The organism is Haloarcula japonica DSM 6131 (genome assembly GCF_000336635.1).
GTDB classification, from domain to species: Archaea; Halobacteriota; Halobacteria; order Halobacteriales; family Haloarculaceae; genus Haloarcula; species Haloarcula japonica.
The window spans coordinates 57,838-80,390 of record NZ_AOLY01000031.1; the positions used below are offsets into that span (position 1 = coordinate 57,838).

Below are 22,553 nucleotides of genomic sequence, written 5' to 3' on the forward strand. Positions count from 1 at the left end.
CTCCGTACGACCCATCTACCAGTATGACCGCTACTGTCGTGAGCGAGGTCAACCGACCCTACGTGCCGACGGGCGGGGCGAAACTGACCGCTGAAATCGAAGTCGAGCCCGGACGGTTGGAGGAACCACCCACGCGACAGATTGTCCTCTGTATCGACGCCAGCGGGTCGATGGCCGGCGACGACATCGAGCAGGCACGCGCCGGCGCTGAATGGGTGTTCGGGTTACTCGATGAAGACGACTACATCTCGATCATCGCCTTCGACAACGAGGTCACGACGGTGCTTGCGCCGACGCGGTGGGGAACTATTTCGCGCGAAACGGCAGTGGACGCGGTCGCCGACATTTCTGCAGGCGGGGGCACTGATATGTACAGTGGCCTGCTGGAAGCGAAGGCGTCCCTGCAGGATTTACCGACAGACGATAACACGGCCCGACGAGTCCTGCTTCTCTCCGACGGGAAAGATAATTCCCACGATCCGGAAGCGTTCGGGACGCTAGCACGCGAAATCGACACTGAGGGTATCAGAATCAAGGCGGCTGGCATCGGGAGCGACTACCGCGAGGAGACGATCCGGACACTCGGTACCGTTGCCCGCGGCGAATGGACACATCTGGACGCCGCCGGAGACATCGAGTCGTTCTTCGGCGACGCAGTCGAGGAAGCTGGGACCGTTGTCGCTCCCGACGCCCGCCTCGAACTCGACGCGGCAGACGGCGTCGAGGTGAGCGAGGTGTATCGCTCGCTCCCCCAGACGCAGTCCGTTTCTCCCGACTGGGAGGACAACGCGGCCGTCGTGCCGCTGCCCGACCTGCTTGATCGGGAAACCCAGCGGGTCGTACTGAAGATCCACGCCCCGGCCAATGACCCCCAGGATTCGGTGTCCCTAGCGGATGTCACGCTGCACGCCGGCGGCGAGACGACACATGAGTCGATCACCGTCGACTACACCGACGACGAGGCGAAACTGGCGGAGCACAACGAACAGGTCGACGTAGACCACCGACAGACCGTTATCAAGACGGAACTCGGAAAGGGCAACGTCGCCGAAGCCCAGACGCAACTGGAGCGGATGACGCGCATCCATGGCGAGGACACGGAGGCCGTCCAGACAGCCGAGCGAGAGACGCGCATCGTGATGGAAGGCGGGCGCAAGGAGCAAAACAAGGCGACGAAAATCGTCACCGACGAGGGTATCCAGAAGTGATCGTTTCGATCAATAGTGTCGGCAGGGCCGCTAGATGCTGGAGAGACGGCTGACGCATGGCCTGGGAACCCGAGAGCGGTAACGTCATCGCCGGCCGGTACGAGCTCGATGAGTTCCTCGGCAAGGGCGGGTTCGCAAAGGCGTTCCGCGCTACAGACATCGAGAGCGGCGAGTCGGTCGCCGTCAAATACCCCAACTACACTGAGTCCCAGAACGATCCCAACATCATCGAGGAGTACTTCAAGAAGGAGGTCGGCTCGCTGGAACGCATCCGCCGAGCCGGCGGCCACGAGAACGTGATGGACTACTACGACCAGGTCACAGAGCGTGACGTTCCGTTTCTGGTCGTCCAGTTGATCGTCGACGGGATCGAACTCGACGAGGTCATCGACCAGCACGGCCCGATCGACGACAGCGAACAGGTCCGTCAGATCGGTATCGACCTCTGTGACGCGATGGGCTTTCTCCACGAAAACGAGATCGTCTACCGGGACCTGAAACCGGAGAACGTGATGCTCACGCCCGACATCACGCCTACACTAATCGACTTCAATACGGCGACGGGCTTCGATGCGACTGAGGACCCGTCCTCCGGGAACACCGGGACGACAATTCTGGGGCCGTTCAAGCCCCGGGAAGTCGCCGAGGCCAGTCGAACCGATGTTCGGCAGGGTCCCTGGTCGGACGTGTATTCTATCGGGAAGATACTCCTGTTCCTCCTCAAAGGGAGCGTTCCGAAGAAAGACGGGGTGAACCCGCAGGCGTTCGGAGCCGACTGCGACGATTATCTGGCCGAGATCGTCGAACGGGCCACACAGTCACACTACCGCGACAGATACCGGAACGCGACGGTCCTCAAGGAGGTCCTCGAACGGCGAGACCCAACGCCGCCTGCGACGGCGTCGGTGACGTACATCCAGGCGGACAGGCAGTTCACTGTCGAACCGGGCGACACTATCGGGCGACAGGGCGCGAGCGGTCCCCCGGCGTCGATAACAATCGAAGACCCGCAGGGGGAGTACATCTCCTCGGTCCAGGTACAGTTCGACATCGAAGACGGCGACTGGCGCCTCCACGACCGGAGCCTCAACGGCACGTTCGTCCAGAAAGGGGCCGGTTGGCAGCGCGTCCTCTCCGAACCCGGGCGCAACCGTCTGCGCTCCGAGGGCGAGGACCCGACCGACAGACACGGCGACGTGCCACCTGAATCGGTGACACTGACCGATGGCGACCTGGTGTCGCTGGTCCATCCGACCTACGGGGTCACGTTCGAGTTCCATCCGGAGGAGTCATGAGATACAGTACGAACTACGATATCGGCGACAGGAAGCGAGGACAGGGCATCAACGAGGACAGCGTCTCGCTGACGGTGTTCGAGGAAGGCCATCGGGACGGTTATCGCGGGCAAGACAGGCCGCAGTCGCAGGATTCAGCCACGGCAGACGACGGCGAGACGGTGGATGTGACAGACGAGACAGCCGGTTCTGAGACGGCGGCGTATATGGCTGATGACAATGACACCGACGACGAAGATCCGTCCGAAACCGACGGCAACGGGCAGCCGATGAACCGCTCGGCCGGCGTATTCGTGGTCGCTGACGGGGCCGGTGGGCACGACGCCGGCGACATCGCGTCGTACATCACGACGACTATCGTGGCTGAACAGCTTGCTCCCGTGGCGATTCGAACGGCCCGAAGCTATCCCGGTGGCTTCGATGTCGATGTGGCCCGCGATGTCCTTCCGGACCCACCCGGTGAGCGGGAACTCGAAACTGCCGTGGCAGAGGCGATTACGGCCGCGCATCGCGAAATCATCCGGTACGCAAACGAGACCGGGACCCAATCCTACACGACGGTTGTCGCAGGGATCTACGCTGACGGCAAACTCCATTACGGCTGGGTCGGTGATAGCCGGGCCTACGTCGTCAACAGTGCCCGTGAGACCATCTCGCCGCTGACCAGAGACCACGCCGTCGTTCAGGAGTGGGTCGACAGCGATGAAATCGATCCCGTGGAAGCACATGTCCACCCCAATGGGAACGAAATCACGCGCGCGCTGGGCGGGTCCGGCTACGAGGACCCCGACGAGGCGACTGTTGGGGTGGACACACGAACGGTCAGGCTGTACGCAGAAGACACGGTGTTGGCGACCAGCGACGGGCTCATTGACGCACAGACCGACGCACCGGAGTTGTATGAGGAGTACGTCGATTCGGATCACGCCGATTCGGTGGCCGAGCGTATCCGCGAACAGGTCGTTACCGACGACGAGATCCGAAACGTGGTCCTTGATGCAGCGTCCCTCGACGCAGCGAGTCAGGAGTTCGTGTCACTGGCAAACGATCGCGGTGGGAAAGACAACATCTCCGTGCTCCTGTTTGCCGACAGTGCGCTCCCAGAAACGCCGGAAAGCGGTGGGATGCCAGTTCGAGATATCGATCCTGATCTCGACATTTCCGAACGTGACACAGTGATTATGACAGACGAGTAGAGAGAAAGTTTCGTGGGACAAGTATTTTATTTCTTGGCTCTGTAGGATCTAACGAAACCCATGCCTGAATCCGACCGCACGGTAAAATGCCCCATATGCGACGAGGACTTTGATCCGACAGTCGCGGGCGGATGGTGCACAAACCCGGACTGTGGTGAGTGGCAACACACCGACGAAAGCACCGCTGATTTTGACACCGACGATGGGGTGCCGGACGACGCCGACCTGATACCGGAAGGCACGGACGAGGCGGACCCGACGGATGGCCGGTCGGTGGGGGCTAGCGACGAAGCCGACGCCCCGGATGGCAACACTGGTGTCGATGATAGCGCCGACGAAACATCGATGGGTGGAGCCTCGGACACTGGGGTAACCGAGGCAGAGGATGAGACGGTGGAGATGGCGGAGACGGCGACTGAACACGAACCTGAACCTGAAGCCGACGCCGAGGCCGAAAACGGAACCGAGCCGAACGCTGCGGAAGAACCCGACGAGGCCGACGACACCCCGGACCAGTCCAGCGGTGACTCCGAAGCGGACGCCGAGGTCTCCGACGAAACCCCGGAAACAGATGACGATACGGCGACGATTACCTGTCCCGACTGTGACCACGAACTCGATGCCGATGCGAATTTCTGTGTCGCCTGCGGTGCCGACGTACAGGATATCACACCGGGGGACGACGGCTCGCTCGACGCGTGCCCGTCCTGTGACACCGCTGTCGACGACGACGCCAGTTTCTGTGTCAACTGTGGGGAGGACTTAGACGCACATCGCGGCGAGAGCGACACGTCGACGGCTGACTCGACAGGGCCGTCGACCGCCGACGAGACGGAGAGTAGGTCAGCAACCGCGGGCAACGCCGTCGACACACTCGCGTCACAGTCCACCGACGATGCGGCGGTACCGGACAAACTCGTCCTCTCGGTCGAGGGTCGAGACATCACCATCGAAGACGGGGACCGCATCGGCCGAGAGATCCGGGCCGCGCTACTGGATGCCGGGCGACCGGAAGACGAAGCGGTTCGGATCCACCGCGAACACGTCCGGTTCGACCGCCAGCCGGAGGGGTACTATCTGGTCGATCTCGGGGATAACCCGACGCGGCTGAACGAGACCCAGTTGCAGAAAGGCGACCGGGAACCGATCCAACCGGGTGATGAACTCGAACTGTCAGGTGTCGCTACGATGACGATTCGGGCGGCGTGACCACCCACAGTTAAGCGGTCGGTCGGGAAACATCAGGCTGATGAAGCGTGGTCGACTGGGGTTGGAACTCCGCGAGTCCACCGCACTACTGCGAGCTGAAACCTGGCTATTTGTGGGTGTGGGTCTGGCATGGCTCGTCTACGGTGGCTGGGTGCTCGCGACGGGACTGCTGTTAGCACAGTTCCCAGGGCTCGAAGGCACTGTTCTTGTGACACTTGCTGGCCGAACTATCTCAGTACGCACTGTGCTCGCCGCTGGCCTCTGGCTCTTCGGTCCGTCGCTGGCGACCGTTGTCCTCATCAATCGGCGGCTTCGGAACAGCTACGGCAACCTTGTCGACGCGTATCGGCTGGACCATCCGAGCCTGGTTCTCGCTATCCCGGGCAGTGTGCTCCTCGGCTGCTTGCTGCTCAGTGTCACGCTCGGGCAGCAGCGGCCGCTCACGGTCGTTGCACTGTTCGGAACGGTGCATCTCGTCGTCCGGACCGTCGCCTACGGACACCGCGTCTACACGTTCTCGGTCCCACCACTCCTGTCGCTGCTGGTGTTTGTGAGCGCCGCCGCTCTCGGGACTGGGTGGCTGACGCAGCCGGTCATCGCATCCGGCGTGTCGTCGCCCCTGTCCCCGTGGCTGGCGCGGGCCGGCGTCGGCCCCGTTGCCGAGACGGTACTACAACTGACGGGCGTACAGCCATCGCAAGCCACACCTCTGTTCATCGCCGTCCCCGGCGTATTAGCAAGTGTGTACCTCCTATTCCAACTGCTCGCTGGAATCGTCGTTCGAATCCGCGCGCCGCTTTCGAACCCGCAGCGCCGTCCGGACCAGCGGTTCCCGATTATGCCACCGGTCAGGACGGCGGAAAGCGGCAACGAGCGTCCAACTACCGAACGGGCTGTCGACGCTGTACCGGAGGCACGGGAACAAACCGAGGACGGGACTGACACCGCGGATACTGGTCGCGACGAAGAGTCACCGGGACACACCGGGACCCGAGTGTTCTCACCCGACGAGGTCCCGGCGGCGGAACCGTCCGCTCACGAATCGGCACCGGACAACGCACAGTCATCGGAAAGTAAGGAAGAACCGGAAACGGCAGATGACGACAGCGAGACAGACACGGGTTCGGAGGCAGCCGGGTCCGACGATACGAATGAGACTGCTTCAGCAACCGACGAAGCGTGGATGGATGATACGTCCGTCTTCACACCGGGCAGCCGCGACGCCGGCCAGTCGTACTGTGGCGAGTGTGGCGAGTCACTCCCGCCCGATGCTGACGCCTGCCCGTCCTGTGGCGACCCCGTGGACGGGCGAGACGGTTAGCGGTTCGAAACGGGGATGTCACCGAGCGCAACGGTGTATTGTGTCGATTGTACTGAGCCCTCATCCGGATACACAAACACTGTTACAGAGACGGTGTCCGGTCGTTCGCCGGGGGGCAGTAGCCACGATTTGGTCACGTCGGCAGTCTGATTCACTGGTAGCTGTCCGGTGCTTGCGGATTCCGCAATCGTCTCCCCGTTGCGAGCGGTGACGCTGTCGAGACGAACTGCTGTGGGGTCTGACCCGGTGTTCGTTACGTTCACCGTTAGCGTGAACTCCCACCCCTCGTCAGCGGTGACGACAGACGCCGCATCGATGCGGGCTGAGACGTTCGCGGATTCCAGAATCGGGTCGCCGACGCCGGCACCGGCCGGCTCCGCAGTCGGTGTTTCGGGGGCCACCTCACCCCCGGTGCCCCCGGTCAAATGATGCCCCATCATACTCCCGAAGGTAACGACCTCGATGAGGATCGGCAAGCCGATTCCGACGATGATGAGGAGTCGTAGCAGCGTTTTCTGCTCCGGACCGTCGACGTCGTCGAACATGATGAGAGAGTAGTGAAGTGGTGTTAGACCGGGATTGGCGGGCTACCGGGCGCGAACAGTCCATCAGCGACCATGCTGGCGAGTGGTGGTCCGTAGGCAATGACGATGAGCAGCAGGGCAATTGCCGTCCAGAGCTTGTAGTTGTCCAGGATGCGCGGGCTGTGGTCCGCGCCGGACAGCGGCTCCGGGATGTTGCTGTTGACCGACAGCGTCCCGCCGCGGCGAGCGAGCAGGGTGTCGGCCATGACGATGAGGAACATCGCTGCACCGACGAACAGCAGGAAGCCGCCGATGGCGATCTGGATTCGCATCTCGCCGACTGTTCCGGCGACGCCCTCGAACGCGAACTCGTCGTACGTCGGTTCGGCAGTCCGTCGCGGAATGCCGGCGAGGCCGGCGCGGTGCATGGCGTTCGACATCAACGCCATGCCCACGAACCAGACGTACGGCTGGAGCGTAGCGATGGTACGCTGTTGGAGTTTCTTCCCGGTGATCTGTGGGACCAGCCAGTAGCTGATAGCCATCGCCGTCAGCGCGAACGCGGTCCCGACAGTGAGGTGGAAGTGGCCGGGCACCCAGATGGTGTTGTGAATGAGGTAGTTGATGTTCATCCCGGCGTTGATCATGCCGGAGAACCCTCCCGCGGCGAACATCAGGCCGGCGAGCATACAGCCGGCGAAGGCCGGCTTGCCCCACGGCAGATTCCGAAGCCAGGAGAGGTAGCCCTTTGCACCCCGCTGGCGAGCGCCATGTTCGACCGAGGCGACCACGGTGAACGCAGTCAGCAGCGAGGGCAACAGCAAGAACATCGTGTTCGTCATCGCGATGAACTTGTAGCCCGAGGGGATGCCGGGGTCGGTGTACTGGTGGTGGAAGCCGACCGGAGTCGAGAGCAGCAGGAAGGCGACGAAGACCACGCGGGCCAGCGGGTCACTGAACAGTCGCCCGCCGGCCAGCTTCGGCAGGATCGTGTACCAGACGAGGTACGCCGGCATGAGCCAGAAGTACACGACCGGGTGGCCGAAGTACCAGAACAGCGTCCGCGTCAGCAGCGGGTCGACGTTCTGAATGAGCCCGAGCGACCATGGAATGAGGAATGCGACGACCTCGACGGCGACGCCGATGGTCGAGATATACCACATCAGCATCGTCGTCAGGACCATGAACGTCTGCAGGGGAATCCGCTCACCCGGGTTCTCCGAGCGCCACTCCCACAGCGCTTTGAAGTACGCGAGGCCAGCGATCCACGAACCGACGATGATGAGCGCCGCGCCGATGTAGAACGCCGGATGCGCCTTCAACGGGGTGTAGAAGGTGAACAGCACGTCCGCTTTGAGGTCGTGGCCCAGAATCGACGGCGCACCGACGAGACCGCCGATGATGGACACGGCCGCAAGCACTGTCCCCGTGAGCATTATCCAGAAGGCCGACCAGGCGATGCGGTGTGGCAACTCTCGTTCGAGGCTGTTTGAGACGGCCCACGCGAACAGTCCTGCGATGAAGAACGTGGTAAACACGAGCGCCAGCAGGACGCCGTGGCCCGTCAGAATCGTGTAGTAGTCGGCGGAACTGACAAAGCCCCGGAACACGCCGGTACGGTGAAGCGCCTGAACGACACCGAACAGCGCTCCGATTCCGAGGGCGACGAACGCCACAATGAACTCGCTACGGACGAGCTTTGACGTTTTCGGATAGGAATCGACGAACACCATTACTGATCCGCCTCCTCTTGGGCCTGTGCATCAGCTGCGGACTGGTCGATGTTCTCTTGCTGCATATCGTACTCCTCTGGCGGGACGACTTCGACGGAGCCACCCATCGTGTGATGGGCCGCCCCGCAGTATTCGTGACAGACAAGCCCGTAGGTGCCGGGCTCGTTGAACCGGGCCGAGACTTCGGAGACTTGACCCGGGATGACCATCGTGTTGATGTTGGTTTCAACCACGGAGAAGCCGTGTGTCACATCCGCACTGGTCACTCTGAACGTGACGTTCGCACCCGCGGGCACGCGGATCGGCGTGTCTCCGGTCCCGGGAACGAACTGGAACTGCCGAGCGACGACGTACACGGTGTACTGGTCGTCACCCGTCTTGACGACACCGGGGTCGTCGAACTGCGTGCCAGTGTTACCGTTCTGTACAGCTTGCGCGCTGATCTGTCCGCCCGAATCGTCGACCATCCCGACGCCGACGCCGACCGACCCGTACGCGATCGTCGCGATGAACCCGACGATGAGCAGTATCGCTGCACCGAGCCAGACTTTTTCGAATCTATGAACCTGCATGGTATCACCCGATTATTGAGACTCGGCCGAGGAATTCGACGAAGTACATGAACACCCACAGCAGGCCGATCAGCACGAAGTAGAAGGCGACCAGTGCCGCTGTTCCCTTCGGGTCGTACTCGTCGTGGCCCAGTTCGACGGCCGGTTCAGTTTCCGCGGCCTCTTCAACCGGCTCCGGGCCAGTCGCCCGCTGCGGCTCGCCACCTTCACCCGTCTGTGGCGGCCGCCCGTTCTGACGGCGGCGCATCGCGACTGCGAACAACAGCGGCGAGAAGAACGCAAGTAGAACCGAGCCCGAGAGAAGCCACTGCGGGCCGGAGAGTTCGATATCGCTCCCTCCCTGTCCGCTTCCGCCACCATTGCCGCCACCGCTGCCACCGAGCGGGCCACCGACAACGACGGCGCCCTTCATGCCGAGGGATTTGTGGGGCGTACAGACGTACTTGTACACGCCCATCTCTTCGAAGGTATGGCTGTAGGTCGTTCCAGCCTCGCTGACCGGGCTTCCGGAGTCAAGCGGCCCGTCACCGTCCGAAACGACGTTATGGCCACCGCCTTCACCGGTCCAGGACCACGTCACTTCAGTGCCGGGTGTCACCCGTACCGCTGGCGGGTCGAAGGCGAACGCGCCGTTGTTGCCCTGCGCGCCGACCGATATCTCGACGCTGTCGGCGTCGGTCCTGTCGACGGTTGTTCCGTCGTAGTTCGAGACGCTGTCGAACCAGCCGCCGTAATCTGGGTTCTCGGGTGGGCCTTGCTGCTGTTGCCCGCCGGAGCCGCCGTCACCGGAGCCACCGCTTCCGGGCCGAACGACGACGGCACCCTTCATCCCGAGCGATTTGTGCGGGACGCAGACGTACTTGAACATCCCCTCTGAGTCGAAGGTGTGGCTGTAGGTTGTTCCGGCTTCGCTGACCGGGCTGCCGGAGTCAAGCGGCCCGTCGCCGTCCGAGACGACGTTGTGGCCGCCGCCTTCACCGTTCCACTCCCAGACGACCTCTGTGCCCGGGCTGACCATCACTGCGGGCGGGTCGAAGGCGAACGCGCCGTTGTTACCTTGCGCGCCGACGGTGATCGTAACGGTGTCCTGGCCTCGCTTGTCGGCGGTCCCGTCGAAGTTCGAGACATCGTCGAACCAGCCGCCGTAGTCCGGTTCCTCCTGTGCTGTCGCCGTGCCAGTCGCGGCCAGCGCCGCTGTCCCGGCTGCGGCACCGACGAACTGTCGCCGACTCAGCGCCATTGTCGCACCCCCACCGCGTCGTGCGAATCTGGCAGCTGACTGCTTCTAGCTTCGTGCTGTACCATATCTGGGAGAATAGCAGATTACCTAAAAAAACCCCTGATGGTGTTTTCAGCCGGCAGGAACGACCCGTTTCTTTTTATAAGCCCTCTAACGTACGGCCAGATATGTCTGCGTCAAGCCCTCGGCTCGTGACATTGCTGGCGCTGCTCGGGCTCGCACCGGTCGCGTATTACATGCAGGGAACCGGCCGCACCATCGTCGCACTCTCGCTCGTCAGCGTCGTTATCATCGCCAGCAGTTTGTTCCTGATGACAAAACCCGCAGAGTCGAGTTCCGTCTGATATGCCGTTCGGGACGGCGGGACTGAGTTCCGGTGAAACGGCCGGCATCGCGGCGTTCGTCGGGCTTGGACTCGTCGGGAGCGTCCACTGCCTCGGGATGTGCGGGCCGTTAGTCACCACCTACGCCGATAGACTTGACGACGGCGGACCGGTGTCAGGCCATGAAATACGTCAGCACGCGCTGTTCAACGCTGGACGGACGCTGAGCTACGCGCTCGTCGGGACCGTACTTGGCGCTGCTGGCAGTGTGCTGTACGACGTCGCTGGCCTGGCACGTCTCGGAACTGCCGTCCGGGGAACCGTCGGGATTTTCGTCGGACTCGCTATCATCACCGTCGGCCTGGGGTATCTCTCCCGTGGTCGCGCCGTCGATGTGGCCCGGTCGCTACCGCTGGTGGGGAACCTGTTCCAGCGCCTTTCGGCGTCGCTCGTCGCTAGGGTCGATCAGTGGGTCGACGGCCCGGGGATGGTCGCACTGGGCGCGATGCACGGCCTGCTTCCCTGTCCGCTGCTCTACCCGGCGTTCCTGTACGCGTTTGCGACCGGCTCTGCGCTCACCGGTGGACTCTCGCTGGCCGCGCTCGGCCTCGGGACGTTTCCGCTGGTGTTCGCCTACGGGACCGCCTTCGGAACGCTGTCGCCGGGCCACCGCGCGACGCTGCACCGGGCACTTGGCGTCGTCTTCATCGTGCTTGCGCTCGTCCCGCTGTCGAACGGCCTGGCAGCGTTCGGTATCGCCATTCCGAAACCACCCCTGCCGATGCCCTGGACATGACCCACTGTACGCTCTGTGACCTGCCGGTCGATACGCCGGTCACCGACGACGCGGTCGAGGGGACGTTCTGCTGTCGCGGTTGTCTAGAAGTCGCGCGGACGCTCGACGACCCGGCGACGGAGACCCGCGACGCGGCCGATACTGGATCCGATCCGGACGACGCCGACGGGGAGACGGCTTTCCTCTCCATCGACGGGATGCACTGCGCGACCTGTGAGACGTTCCTCGAAGCGCGGGCCACGGACCACGACGGCGTCACCGCCGCGGCCGCCAGCTACCCGACGGGAACGATGAAACTCACCTACGACGCCGACGCACTCTCGGAGTCGGACCTCACAGAGGCAGTGGCCGGCACCGGTTACGATGCCAGCCTGCAGGCCACGGAAACCGACGACGAGTACGAACTTGAGGGACGTCTCATCGTCGGCGGCTTCTTCGGGATGATGACGATGCTGTGGTACATCCTCTTTCTCTACCCGGCCTACCTCGGCGTGGATCAGTCCCTGTTACTGTTCGACCCGGCGGGGCAGGCGGGGAGCTACCTGCTGTGGAACATGGCTGTGATGACCGGCGTCGTGGTCGGCTACACCGGGTGGCCGTTGCTTCGCGGGGCCTACGTCAGCCTCCGGGCTGGCCGGCCGAACATGGATTTGCTGGTGGCGATGGCCGCCGTGACCGCCTTCTTATATAGCGTCGCCGCCGTCATCCTGGGCCATACAGAGGTGTACTTCGACGTGGCGACGGTCATCGTCATGGCCGTCTCGGTCGGTGACTACTATCAGGACCGGGTCCGGCGGCGCGCGCTGGACCGGCTCACGGAGTTCACCACACAGCGGGCCGATAGCGCTCGACGGCGCACTGACGGTGGTCATGAGGAGGTCGACGTGGGGGCACTGTCGGCCGGCGACGAAGTCGTCGTCCGCTCCGGCGAGCGAATCCCTGTTGACGGGACTGTACTTGAGGGGACCGCAGCCGTTGACGAGTCACTCGTCACCGGTGAGTCGCTGGCTGTCCGGAAGACGGACGGCGACGAGGTCATCGGCGGGTCGCTGGTCACGCAGGGTGGTGTCGTCGTGCGGGTCGGGCCGGACGCCGAGAGCACCGTCGACCGGCTGACGAACCTGCTGTGGGAGGTCCAGAGCACGCGCGGCGGCGTTCAGCGGCTGGTCGACCGCATCGCTGCCGTCTTCGTCCCGCTGGTGGTCGTTCTGGCTGTACTCGCCACCGGCGGACACCTCGTCGCTGGCGCAACACTGACCGACGCGATGCTGACCGGGCTGGCGGTGCTCGTGGTCTCCTGTCCCTGTGCGCTGGGGCTGGCGACGCCGCTTGCGACTGCGGCGGGCATCCGCCGGGCACTCGACGGCGGGACCGTCGTCACCGGCGATGCGGTGTTCGAGACGGCGACCGATGCGGACGTGGTCTCCTTCGACAAGACGGGCACACTGACGACCGGCGAGATGGAACTGCTGGAGCGGGCCGACGAGGGAGCGATGGCCCGGGCGGCTGCAGTCGAGCAGTTCGCGGAGCATCCCGTCGCCGAGGCCGTGACGGACGCCGCGCCGGTCCCGGACGCGGCGGTCTCCGGATTCGAGCAACACCCGGGGCAGGGGGTCAGTGCGACGGTCGACGGAGAACACGTCGCCGTTGGGACGCAAGCACTCTTCGACGACCTCGGGTTCGACGTGCCCGCCGACCTTCGGAGCCGGTGTGAGCGCGCGACGGAGAACGGCCGTGTCCCAGCGCTCGTCGGATGGAATGGCGAAGCGCGGGACGTGCTCGTTGCGGGCGACAGGCTCCGCTCACACTGGGAGTCAGTCGTCTCAACGCTCGCTCGTGACCGTGACGTGGTTGTCATTACTGGCGATCGCCCGGAAGCCGCCGCCCCGTTCGAGCGCCACGACGGCGTCGACGAGGTGTTCGCAGGCGTCCCGCCCGAGGCGAAAGCCGAGGTCGTCGAGCGACTGCAGTCCCGTGGGACTGTCGCGATGGTCGGCGACGGGAGCAATGACGCCCCGGCGCTGGCTACCGCCGACGTTGGCATCGCTATGGCATCGGGCACGTCACTGGCCGCCGATGCGGCAGACGCGGTCGTCACGACGGACGACTTGCAGGCCGTCCCCGACGTGTTCGCGGTGACGGCCGCAACCCGAACCCGGGTCCGCCAGAACCTCGCGTGGGCGTTCTGTTACAACGCCGTGGCGCTCCCGCTCGCACTGCTCGGCGTCCTGAACCCGCTGTTTGCGGCCCTGGCGATGACGGCCAGCAGCCTGCTCGTCGTGGGCAACTCCACACGGACGCTGGCGGACACGGCCTCACACGGCGAGATGAATGCTGATGAACCGGACACACCGCAACAGCCAGCAGCGGCCGACTGACACCATGTTATCGGTTGCGACCGTATCAGTGACCGCTGATCTTTGTTATTTGGTATCACGTCTGAAACAGATTTAATATATCACCGATTCTGATCACATATACGTCGCTTTCACCGACGTGGTGACCCATGACTTACGCACTTCCCGTTCCCGCGCCAACGTCGTTCGCTCGCTGGCTGTACAGCGGGCGGTCGGCCATCGAACGTAGCCTCGACGCTACGGTCGAGTATGCACCCCTTATTGGGGAACGGGCCGCCGCGGACACCTGTTCGGTGAAGATTCCGCCCGTGGCACCATAGACTGGTTCGCCGCCGTGGGACCGGGGCCCCACTCACGGACGCCGCACTGCGGCGGCGATTCGATCTGGCTCACTGTCGAGCGGCGGAACTCTACCTACCGCTTGGCTGCTCCGCCTGATAGGCTACACCGCCCAGTGTAGTCTGTCGACGTGTCCCCGTTCGCCCTTGAGCCTGTACCGTATCGTGTCGCTATCACGCTGTCCAGCCCTCGGGTTCCCCATCGTCCCGGTGTGGGAATCCTCTACCGGCCGTTCCCGGCCGGACGTACGTGCCCGCCACCCGCGCAGTTCCCGACCGACGCGACTCAATTGGCGAGTGCCCTCGTGGCCCGGTTCGATTCCGGCCGTCGGCGTTATGTCGCTGCAGGCGACCCCCCCGACCGAGGTATCGGCCGACGTATCACTGCGCGTTCCGCGTGGCGGGTCCGAGACCCTCGAAGCCGGTGTCGCAGGCGTCCTCGCGGCCGTCGACGGCGTCGAAGATGTGGCCGTCGACCGCGTGACCAGCGTGCGGCCCACCTGGACGGACATCCGGGTCGACGCCGACGTGTCGTTGACGATGCAGGTCGACGACGACCGGAACACTCCGGACGGCCGAACCGAACTCCTCCAAGAGGGGTTCGGGGTGATGACCGTCAACCGCGTCGACGTGACCGGTGATGCGTAAGCGCGGCCCTCCACTCTCGCCACCGGGACGGACAGGTGGCGACGCGACTCCAAGAACCGAGAACAGTCACGCCACGCCCGACGGCTGCAGCCGCCGAAACCGGGCGCAGTCGTTTTCGACCCTCGACTGGCCTAGCGGTGCTTGGCGGCCGAGCCTGTAAGCTACTGCAGCGCGAAGCAGGACGCATGACGGTCCATACGTCCGGCGACCGCTGGCTCGATGCGCCAGTCGAGACGGTGTTCGCGTTCATGGACGAGCCGTCGAACCAGGCGGCCGTCACGCCGAGTCTGTCCCGCGCCGAACGTATCGAACGCCTACCGAACAGTGGCAACCGCGCCGCCTACGAGTACAGGATGTTCGGTGTCTCGTTCACCGGTGAGGTCCGCGCGACGACGTACGAACCGCCCGAGCGCATTGTCTACGAGATGCGCGGCGACCTGACGGGGCGGATCGCCTGGCGGTTCGAACCGGAGCGGGGAGGCACGCGGCTCACGTACGCGGCCGACTACGAGGTACCGGGTCCGCTCCCGGAGTTTCTCTTCGCGCCGGTCATCAGGTGGTACAACCGACGGGAGGTGCGACGGTTGCTGGAAAACGTGGAAGAGGCGGTCGCCGGCGAGGAGCGGGCCACTGCCAGCACGGCGTAACGCTACTCGTCGGTCCAGAGCGCGTCCGAGAGCGTCCGCTGGACCGCTTCCTCGCCGACGGCCGTGGCGAGCGTCTCGAACCCGTTGCGCTCGACGGGGTCGGCGGCGTTTGCGACCAGTCGGGAGACGATGAACTCCGGTGTGGATTTCCCGACGGTCCCAAAGCGGGGCTGGTAGTCGACCTGCAGGTCGAGGTCCTGATTCAGCCCTTCGGCGAAGATGCCGTCGACGCGGGCTTCAGTTGGGAGGGGTTCGAGGTCATCCGCGAGGTGGGTGACGAACACGCCCAAGGCGTCGCGGTCGACGGTCAGCGTCACGAGCCCGTGGAGGAGATCGGCGGCGGAGCCGGGTTCGGTGATGGCCTCGAACTCGTCGACGAGCATCAGCGTCCGGTCGCTCTCGGTCAGCGGCGGCACGACCGAGCGCAGCGTCGATTCGAGGACGCCGGCGTTGAAGGAGGCGTGCCGGCGGTGGAACACGACAGTGTCCACGATGCCCACCTCAGCGGCCTCGGCTGGGACCGGCAGCCCCATCTGGGCCAGCAGTTGCACCTGACACAGCGTCTCCAGCAGGGTCGTCTTCCCACCGGAGTTCGCGCCGGTCAGGACGGCCACCCGGTCGCCGCTGGGCGGCTGGTTCGCCCGGTCCAATTCGAGCGTGTGGTCGCCGATGGCGTAGGTAATCGGCTGGACGCTGTCCATATCGGCGATGGTGAGGTTCCGCGCGCGTTTGACTGCGATTGTCTTGCGGTCCTCGACGAAGGTGGGCCGCGTCAGGTCGAAGGCGATGGCGAAGCGGGCGAGCGACACCGAAAAGGCGATGTCGTCCACCGTCGCGATAGCTGCGTCGATATCCTCGCGGGCGTCCGCGAGATCGTCCTCCAGCCGGTCGGAAACGGCCTGCTCGCGCTCTTGTACGTCGCTTCGTAGCGTACTCCGGAGTTCCCGGAGCGCCACGTCGACGAAGTCACGGGCATCGGTCGCTTCGCGGGGCATCGCATCGCGGACCCGCGCCGCGTCGATACCCGTCTCGGTCGTGACGTGCCGGACGAGCGCGTCCTGGAACTCGTCGGGACGGCGCGCGCCGTCCTGGACGGCCTCGACGACCTCCATCGATGCTGCTGCGAGGTCCTCTATCTGCCCCAGTTGGTCGCGCAGGCGGTCGAGTTCCTCGTCGGCCCCCTCGCCGACGGACTCCCCGTCGCCCGCGAGGCCGGCGAGCGCTGCCCGGCCGGCTGTCAGCGACTCGCCGTCGAGGGCCGCCAGCGGCTCGAACACGCCGCGCTCGATGCCGGTGTCCCGGAGCGCGAGCGCCACGTCGACCGCGGCCAGTTCGCCCCCGTCGGCGTCGTAGGCGTCGAACGCGTCGAGGACGGCCCGCTGGTCCGCTTCGGCGAGGTCGGCCCAGGTGTCCCGCGCTTCGAGCACGTCGTCCAGCCGCTCGTCCATCGCCTCGCGGGTCGGCAGCGGCGTCAGCACGCGGATGCTGTCCGCCGCACCCTCGGTGACCGCGTACTCCTCGGCGAGGTCCAGCAGCTCCTTGTACACGTCGCGGGTGTCCCTGGTGGCGAGCAGGTCCATCGACTCGGCACCGGTCGCCCGCCGGAGGATGCGCGTCGCGCGCCCCCGGGAGAGGCCGGCCGTGGTTAGCGCTCGTGTGTCCGCCGACTCGATGGCCTCGATGGCCCGCTCGACGCCCAGCTCCTCGGAGAGCAGTTCGGACGTCTTCGGGCCGATGCCCCAGTACTCCTCCAGTCGCATGCACGGGTTGAGAACGGCGGCCCGCTTAGGCGTTTTCAGTTACCGGGCTCGTCGTCGTCGACGCCGAACCGCTCATGCAGCGGCCCCGGTTCCCCGCGGGCCTGTCGGTCTGCCCGCTGGGCTGCACGGCGGGCGATGAGCGCTCCCAGCGTGGCCGGAACCGCGAGTACGAGCGACACGAGCGCAGTCTGGTCGGAGACGACCGACGGTCCGTCGGACAGGAGCACCTCGTAGCCGACCGAGAGCACGACCACGGCCACGCCGGCGACCACGAGGTACAGCCCGTGGGCCAGCACCTCGCTCGGGTTGCGCAGCCGCGAGAGATACGCGGCCGGGCCGAGCCAGCCGGCCAGCAGGACGCCGACGGCCACGGGAACCGAGAGATCGCCGGCGAGAATGATGACGGCGTACAACACGAGCGGCGCGATAGCGACGCCGAGCGAGAGCCCGGTGAGCGCGACGGCCCACGTCGGCGCGCCGGCGTCCATTGACTCCAGCGTCTCCGTCAGGCGTTCGTCAAGCATTTCGGCCTGCTCGTCGGTGAGCAGCGACGCCTCGCAGTGCGGGCAGGCCATCGCTGTCGGCTCCAGCGGCTCGCCACACTCCGGGCAGGTCGGGTCCGACGCCTCGCGCCAGTCGGCCATACCACCCGTTGCGTGTCAAGGGGCTTGAGTTACCCGGCGGTCGCTGATTCTTTCGTCCATAGTCCTCCCTGAAGTTTATACGACATGACGGGCGAATTGCACAATAGCAATGAAAGACGTGCTCTCCAGAATCGGGATTGGCGCGGCCACGGTCGATACGGTACTGCCGACAGACACCGTCAGAGCCGGCGAGTCGGTACAGGTTGAGGTCCGCGTCGAGGGCGGGTCGACGGCCCAGGAAATCGACGCGGTCTACTTCGCACTGGAAACTGAGTACAAATCCGACGAGGGATACAAGGACGCGATCATCGACCAGTGGCAGCTCACCGAGCCGTTCACCATCGAGGCCGACGAGGAACGCCGCTTCGAGACCACAATCGACATCCCGCGCGAGACGCCGGTGACCACGCGCTCGACGGCCGTCGAAATCGAGACCGGCCTCGACATCTCGATGGCAGTCGACCCCGGCGACGAGGACTACATCGAGGTCGAACCCACGCCCCGCACGCAAGCGGTGTTCGACGCGCTCGATTCGCTCGGCTTCTCGCTCCACGCCTCGGCCTGTGAGGCGACGGCCGGGAGCCTGTTTATCACCTCTGCGACCTTCGTCCAGGAGTTCGAGTTCCGGCCACAGTGCGGCGAGTTCGACGGCCAGGTCGACGAAGTCGAAATTGTTCCCGTGTTCGGTGACGACCGGCTGACGGTGTACGTCGAGGTCGACCGCAGCGGCGGACTGCTCTCGGAAATGACCGATACCGATGAGCGACACACGAAACTCACGGTCGAGGCGCCTGATCCCGACCCAGGCGCTGTCGAACCGCGACTCGCGGAGTCGATCCGGGACTTGAGCTGAAACACAGGCGTCCTTGTTAGCCCCAGAACGACTGCGTCCGTGCGTACTCCCGCTCTTGGCGCAGAATGTCCCGGTAGAACTCGTCTTCGTCCTCCCGCAGGCGGTTGATGATTCGGGCGGCGTTGTGCGGTCCGACGCCGCGGGCCGCGAGCGCGATCACCGCCCGCTTCCCGTGGCTCTGGACCAGCGACCCTGAGCGGTAGGCCCGCTCGGTCATTTTCTCCTGTTCCTCGTCCTTGTCGTCGGTCCGGACAGCTGAGACGACTTCCTCGGCCCAGGGATTTAGCGCGGCGATGCGGGTCGAGCCACACTGCGGGCAGGAGGGCTGGTCGCGCACACGTTTGACCTGCTGTTTCCGGTCCCAGTCCTTGCAGTGGAGGCACATGAGAATGACCCGGTCGCTCTGGATGCGCTCCTTGACGGTCTTGATGACGCTCGCGTCGGCGTTCTCCGGGGAGAGCAGTTCCCGCCCGGAAGAACTCCCGCCGGTCCCGATGGCGGTGTGCTCGCCGACGGTTTCCAGCGCCACGTCGCCGCTCTGGATGTCCCGGAGGAGGGCGGCCGTCGCCTCGATAGCCAAGTCCTCGTGGCGCACCTCGCGCAGGGCTTCGTCGTACATCGGCGTGTCCTCCAGGGCCGCCAGCAGGCGGTCGCGGCCGAAGTCCGTCGAGCCGCGGCCGCGCCAGCGCTTGAGCGAGCCGAACTTCGTCGCCACCTGCGCGAGCTTGAACTTCAGCGCGTCGGCGTTCTTGAGGCTGAGTTCGACCAGCGCCGGGAGGTGGTCGGGGTCGGTGTCCTCGATGACCTCGATGACGTCGCCGGCGGTGATACGTCTGGGGACCTCCAGGGTGATCCGGTAGGGATCGACGTCCATCGCGACCGACGAGCCCGCTCGCTGGCCGAGCAAGGCCGAGAGGACCCGCCCCAGCGTCTCGTTGATCTTGTGGCCGTAACAGGCGTTGACGATGACCTCCCGGCCGTGGAACTCCACCACGACGGTCGTGTCGTCGGGGATCGGCCCCTCGTGCTTTTCGACCTGCGAGAGCCCGTCGGCGACGGTTTCCGGGCCGGCGGCGTAGCGAGTGGCGACGTCCTTGGCGACGGCGTCGGTGTCTGCCCCGTCCTGTAGCTGTCGACCGGCGACTCGACGCAATTCGCCGACTTCCGCGGCGACGGCTCTGGGAACGGGGATCTCCTGGCCGACCCAGGAAGGAACCTCGCCAGCGGGGTCCTCGATGGGCGAGACGGTCACGACCTCCTCCTCTTCGTCGATATTCGTGATGCGCCACATCTCCCCGCGCTGGACGAACACCTCGCCGGGCGTGGCGAAGTTGACGACGAACTTTTCATCGAGGGTTCCGACCTGCTGGCCCGAGGCCACGTCCTCCACGTCGTAGGTGGCCTCGTCGGGAATCATCGAGAGGTTCTGGTAGAAGTACTGCCAAGTCCCGCGGCGCTTCTCCAGGGTGTCCCGATCCTCGTCCAGCCAGATGACGTTGTTCGCCGCGAGTTCCTCGATGACCTGCTTGAACTGGCTCTCGTCGAGGTCCCGGAACGGGTACGCGCGGGTCAGTATCTCGAAGGCCCGCATCGCCCGGATTTCGCCGGTATCCATCACCAGCCCGGCGATCTGGTTGGCGACTGTATCGAGGCTGCCGTCGTGGATCTCGGCCGGCTCGACGTCGCCGGCTTCGGCCTGTCTCGCAATCGCCAGCGCCTCCAGCGTGTCGTCGGTGTCCGTCGTGACGACCGTCCCCGAGGAGACGAGGTCGCGGCGGTGGCCGGCGCGGCCGACCCGTTGGACGAGGCGGGACACCTGCCGGGGGCTGCCGTACTGGACGACGTGGTCGACGTGGCCCACGTCGATGCCCAGTTCCATCGAGGAGGTACACAGCAGGGCGTCGAGGTCGCCGGCCTTGAACCGGTCTTCCACGTCGATGCGGGCCTCCTTCGACAGCGAGCCGTGGTGGACGCCCAGATCGGTTCCCAGCTCTTTGAACCGCGAGCCCAGCGCCTCTGCCGTCTGGCGGGTGTTGACAAACAGCAGGACAGACTCGTGGTCGTCGATGAGGTCCGCGATGTAGCGGACGTGGCTGGCCGTCCCGGCATCGGTGACGAGCGTGCTCGACAGCTCCTCGTCGCGGTCGGTAATCTGAGGCCGGACTACTTCGATGTCCAGCCGACTGCCGATGTCTACCTCTACGATGGCACACGACCGACCGCCGGTGAGAAACCGGCCGACCTCGTGTGGGTCGCCGACGGTCGCCGAGAGCCCGATGCGCTGGAACCGCCCGGACAGTTCCCGCAGGCGTTCCAGACCGACCGTCAACTGTGCGCCGCGTTTGGCCGCGGCGAGTTCGTGGACCTCGTCGATGACGATATGCTCGACATCTTCCAGCGCTGTCCGGAGCTTCGACCCGGTGAGCATCGCCTGGAGCGTCTCCGGCGTGGTCACGAGTACGTCCGGCGGGTCGTCAGCCTGCTTCTGGCGCTGGTAGTCCGTCGTATCTCCGTGGCGAACGTCGACTTCGAGGCCAAGCGTCTCGCCCCACCAGTCGAGGCGCTGGCGCATGTCGCGGTTCAGCGCTCGGAGCGGCGTGATATATAGCGCGCCGATACCAAAGCGGTCCTCGGACTCGGCTAGCGCGTCGAAGACCGGCAACATCGCTGTCTCCGTCTTCCCGGTTCCGGTCGGGGCGACGACTAGCGTGTCCCGCCCGGCGGCCAGGGTGGGAATCGCCTTCCGCTGTGGGTCGGTCGGCGTTGTGAAGCCCCGCTCGGAGAGGGCGCTCCGCACCGCTGGCCCGAGCGCAGTGAAGGCGTCATCGCCGCGAGCGACCCCGTCAGTCATCGACCCTCTCTAGCGACTACACCGGGTTAAACACGTTGTGTCACCCATTCTCGTACGCGGTCGGTAACCGGGGCGCTGTGTGCGTTGCGGGTGCTCGGCGGATACAGCCTTATGTCGCTGCCCTGGGATATGTCGACTATGACTGACGCCTGTGTAACTTCGGCCGGTGATGGTCCGTGAACACGCTCGACGAGATCGAACGGGCGGTCAAGGATACGGCGCATTACGTCAGCGGCAACCTGGCGAACTACGCCAACAGAGCGGCCGGTGAGAACCCGAGCGGGGAGAAACAGGTCGGTGGCGACGTGTGGGCCGACGACCTGTTTTTCGACGCACTCGCGTATATCGACGGTATCGGCGCGTACGCGAGCGAAGAGCGCAGCGACGTGGTCGACTGCGGCGAGGGCTACAGCGTCGCCATCGACCCGCTCGACGGCTCCTCGAATCTCGCCTCGAACAACTCCGTGGGGACGATAATCGGCATCTACGACGCCGAACTGCCAGCGTCGGGTCGGGAGATGGTTGCGTCGCTGATGGTGCTGTACGGCCCGTACACGACGCTGACAATCGCTCGATCCGACCGCGATGTCGTCCAGGAGCACCTCCTCCGAGACGGGCACAGCGAGCGCTGGGGGCAGTTCAAGCTACCATCTGAGGCGACAGTAGTCGGTCTAGCGGGCAAGACTGGCGAGCGCAGTGATGCGTTCAACGACATCGCGCAGTCCTTCGAGCGGGACATGAAACTCCGCTACGGCGGGGCGACCGTTGCCGATCTGGCGCAGGTCCTCGAGTACGGTGGGCTGTTCGGATATCCGGCGACGTCGGGGTACCCGAACGGCAAACTCCGGGTCCACTTCGAATCAGCGCCGCTCGCGTACCTCGTCGAGGCAGCCGGTGGCGCTTCCAGCGATGGGTCGCAGTCCTTACTCGACGTCGACCCGGACGGTATCCACGACCGGACGCCGACGTTCCTCGGTAACACCGAACTGGTCGACGAACTCGAAGCGGCGCTCTCAGACGGATAAGCGGGTACAGCCA

General features: G+C 65.0%; 20 protein-coding genes. 13 read left to right on the plus strand and 7 right to left on the minus strand.

Annotation, left to right across the window (positions count from 1 at the left end):
• The first annotated feature begins 23 nt into the window (after nt 1–23).
• The 5 genes from C444_RS09175 to C444_RS09195 are packed head-to-tail and all read left to right on the plus strand — an operon-like array spanning nt 24 to nt 6,229.
• The gene (locus C444_RS09175; RefSeq protein ID WP_004592456.1) at nt 24–1,208 is read left to right on the plus strand and encodes a vWA domain-containing protein; all 1,185 of its coding nucleotides are present in this window, start codon (nt 24–26) and stop codon (nt 1,206–1,208) included.
• Between the two features lie 56 nt (nt 1,209–1,264).
• Entirely contained in the window at nt 1,265–2,503 is a 1,239-nt protein-coding gene (locus C444_RS09180) for a serine/threonine protein kinase (protein ID WP_004592457.1), read from the plus strand.
• Nucleotides 2,500–3,699: a PP2C family protein-serine/threonine phosphatase gene (locus tag C444_RS09185; RefSeq protein ID WP_004592458.1), complete on the plus strand. Its 1,200-nt coding sequence runs from the start codon at nt 2,500–2,502 to the stop codon at nt 3,697–3,699. The genes C444_RS09180 and C444_RS09185 overlap by 4 nt, the downstream gene beginning before the upstream one ends.
• Before the next feature lie 60 nt (nt 3,700–3,759).
• Nucleotides 3,760–4,908, plus strand: a complete 1,149-nt coding sequence (locus C444_RS09190; protein WP_004592459.1) for a double zinc ribbon domain-containing protein — start codon at nt 3,760–3,762, stop codon at nt 4,906–4,908.
• 40 nt (nt 4,909–4,948) lie between these two features.
• The gene (locus C444_RS09195; RefSeq protein WP_004592460.1) at nt 4,949–6,229 is read left to right on the plus strand and encodes an ICP22 family protein; all 1,281 of its coding nucleotides are present in this window, start codon (nt 4,949–4,951) and stop codon (nt 6,227–6,229) included.
• Here C444_RS09195 and C444_RS09200 read toward each other — a convergent pair.
• From C444_RS09200 to C444_RS09215, 4 genes are read right to left on the minus strand one after another with little or no spacing between them, the layout of a single operon-like run.
• Nucleotides 6,226–6,774 carry a hypothetical protein gene (locus C444_RS09200; protein WP_004592461.1) on the minus strand — a complete coding sequence of 183 codons (549 nt, stop codon included), beginning with the start codon at nt 6,772–6,774 and terminating at the stop codon, nt 6,226–6,228. The two genes, C444_RS09195 and C444_RS09200, sit on opposite strands and share 4 nt — an antisense overlap.
• A 23-nt stretch (nt 6,775–6,797) precedes the next feature.
• Nucleotides 6,798–8,486 carry a b(o/a)3-type cytochrome-c oxidase subunit 1 gene (locus C444_RS09205; RefSeq protein WP_004592462.1) on the minus strand — a complete coding sequence of 563 codons (1,689 nt, stop codon included), beginning with the start codon at nt 8,484–8,486 and terminating at the stop codon, nt 6,798–6,800.
• Complete coding sequence (locus C444_RS09210) at nt 8,486–9,058, minus strand: cytochrome c oxidase subunit II (protein WP_004592463.1); 573 nt, start codon at nt 9,056–9,058, stop codon at nt 8,486–8,488. The genes C444_RS09205 and C444_RS09210 overlap by 1 nt, the downstream gene beginning before the upstream one ends.
• Before the next feature lie 4 nt (nt 9,059–9,062).
• Entirely contained in the window at nt 9,063–10,298 is a 1,236-nt protein-coding gene (locus tag C444_RS09215; protein WP_004592464.1) for a halocyanin domain-containing protein, read from the minus strand.
• A 167-nt stretch (nt 10,299–10,465) separates the two neighbouring features.
• Here C444_RS09215 and C444_RS22310 point away from each other — a divergent pair, with 167 nt between their 5' ends.
• The 6 genes from C444_RS22310 (at nt 10,466) to C444_RS09235 (ending at nt 15,407) form a co-directional block, all read left to right on the plus strand.
• A complete protein-coding gene (locus C444_RS22310) occupies nt 10,466–10,642 on the plus strand; it encodes a hypothetical protein (protein ID WP_004592465.1) in 177 nt (58 codons plus the stop codon).
• Between the two features lies 1 nt (nt 10,643).
• Nucleotides 10,644–11,417 carry a sulfite exporter TauE/SafE family protein gene (locus C444_RS09220; RefSeq protein WP_004592466.1) on the plus strand — a complete coding sequence of 258 codons (774 nt, stop codon included), beginning with the start codon at nt 10,644–10,646 and terminating at the stop codon, nt 11,415–11,417.
• The gene (locus C444_RS09225) at nt 11,414–13,795 is read left to right on the plus strand and encodes a heavy metal translocating P-type ATPase (protein WP_004592467.1); all 2,382 of its coding nucleotides are present in this window, start codon (nt 11,414–11,416) and stop codon (nt 13,793–13,795) included. Before C444_RS09220 ends, C444_RS09225 begins: the two co-directional genes overlap by 4 nt.
• Nucleotides 13,796–13,923: 128 nt before the next feature.
• Nucleotides 13,924–14,094 (plus strand): hypothetical protein, encoded by a 171-nt coding sequence (locus C444_RS22315; protein WP_167320811.1) that lies wholly within the window; start codon nt 13,924–13,926, stop codon nt 14,092–14,094.
• A gap of 354 nt (nt 14,095–14,448) precedes the next feature.
• A complete protein-coding gene (locus C444_RS09230) occupies nt 14,449–14,760 on the plus strand; it encodes a hypothetical protein (protein ID WP_004592468.1) in 312 nt (103 codons plus the stop codon).
• Nucleotides 14,761–14,945: 185 nt separating this feature from the next.
• Nucleotides 14,946–15,407, plus strand: a complete 462-nt coding sequence (locus C444_RS09235) for an SRPBCC family protein (RefSeq protein WP_004592469.1) — start codon at nt 14,946–14,948, stop codon at nt 15,405–15,407.
• Between the two features lie 2 nt (nt 15,408–15,409).
• Here C444_RS09235 and C444_RS09240 read toward each other — a convergent pair whose 3' ends face one another.
• Together C444_RS09240 and C444_RS09245 are read right to left on the minus strand one after the other, a co-directional pair.
• Entirely contained in the window at nt 15,410–17,167 is a 1,758-nt protein-coding gene (locus C444_RS09240; RefSeq protein WP_004592471.1) for a MutS-related protein, read from the minus strand.
• Between the two features lie 35 nt (nt 17,168–17,202).
• Nucleotides 17,203–17,811 (minus strand): zinc ribbon domain-containing protein, encoded by a 609-nt coding sequence (locus tag C444_RS09245; RefSeq protein WP_004592473.1) that lies wholly within the window; start codon nt 17,809–17,811, stop codon nt 17,203–17,205.
• A gap of 109 nt (nt 17,812–17,920) precedes the next feature.
• Here C444_RS09245 and C444_RS09250 point away from each other — a divergent pair, with 109 nt between their 5' ends.
• Nucleotides 17,921–18,664, plus strand: coding sequence for a sporulation protein (locus C444_RS09250; protein WP_004592475.1), 744 nt, complete (start codon nt 17,921–17,923; stop codon nt 18,662–18,664).
• A 16-nt stretch (nt 18,665–18,680) separates the two neighbouring features.
• Here C444_RS09250 and C444_RS09255 read toward each other — a convergent pair whose 3' ends face one another.
• Entirely contained in the window at nt 18,681–21,515 is a 2,835-nt protein-coding gene (locus C444_RS09255) for a DEAD/DEAH box helicase (RefSeq protein WP_004592477.1), read from the minus strand.
• Between the two features lie 176 nt (nt 21,516–21,691).
• Here C444_RS09255 and C444_RS09260 point away from each other — a divergent pair, with 176 nt between their 5' ends.
• Nucleotides 21,692–22,540 carry a class 1 fructose-bisphosphatase gene (locus C444_RS09260; RefSeq protein ID WP_004592479.1) on the plus strand — a complete coding sequence of 283 codons (849 nt, stop codon included), beginning with the start codon at nt 21,692–21,694 and terminating at the stop codon, nt 22,538–22,540.
• The last annotated feature ends 13 nt before the right edge of the window (nt 22,541–22,553 follow it).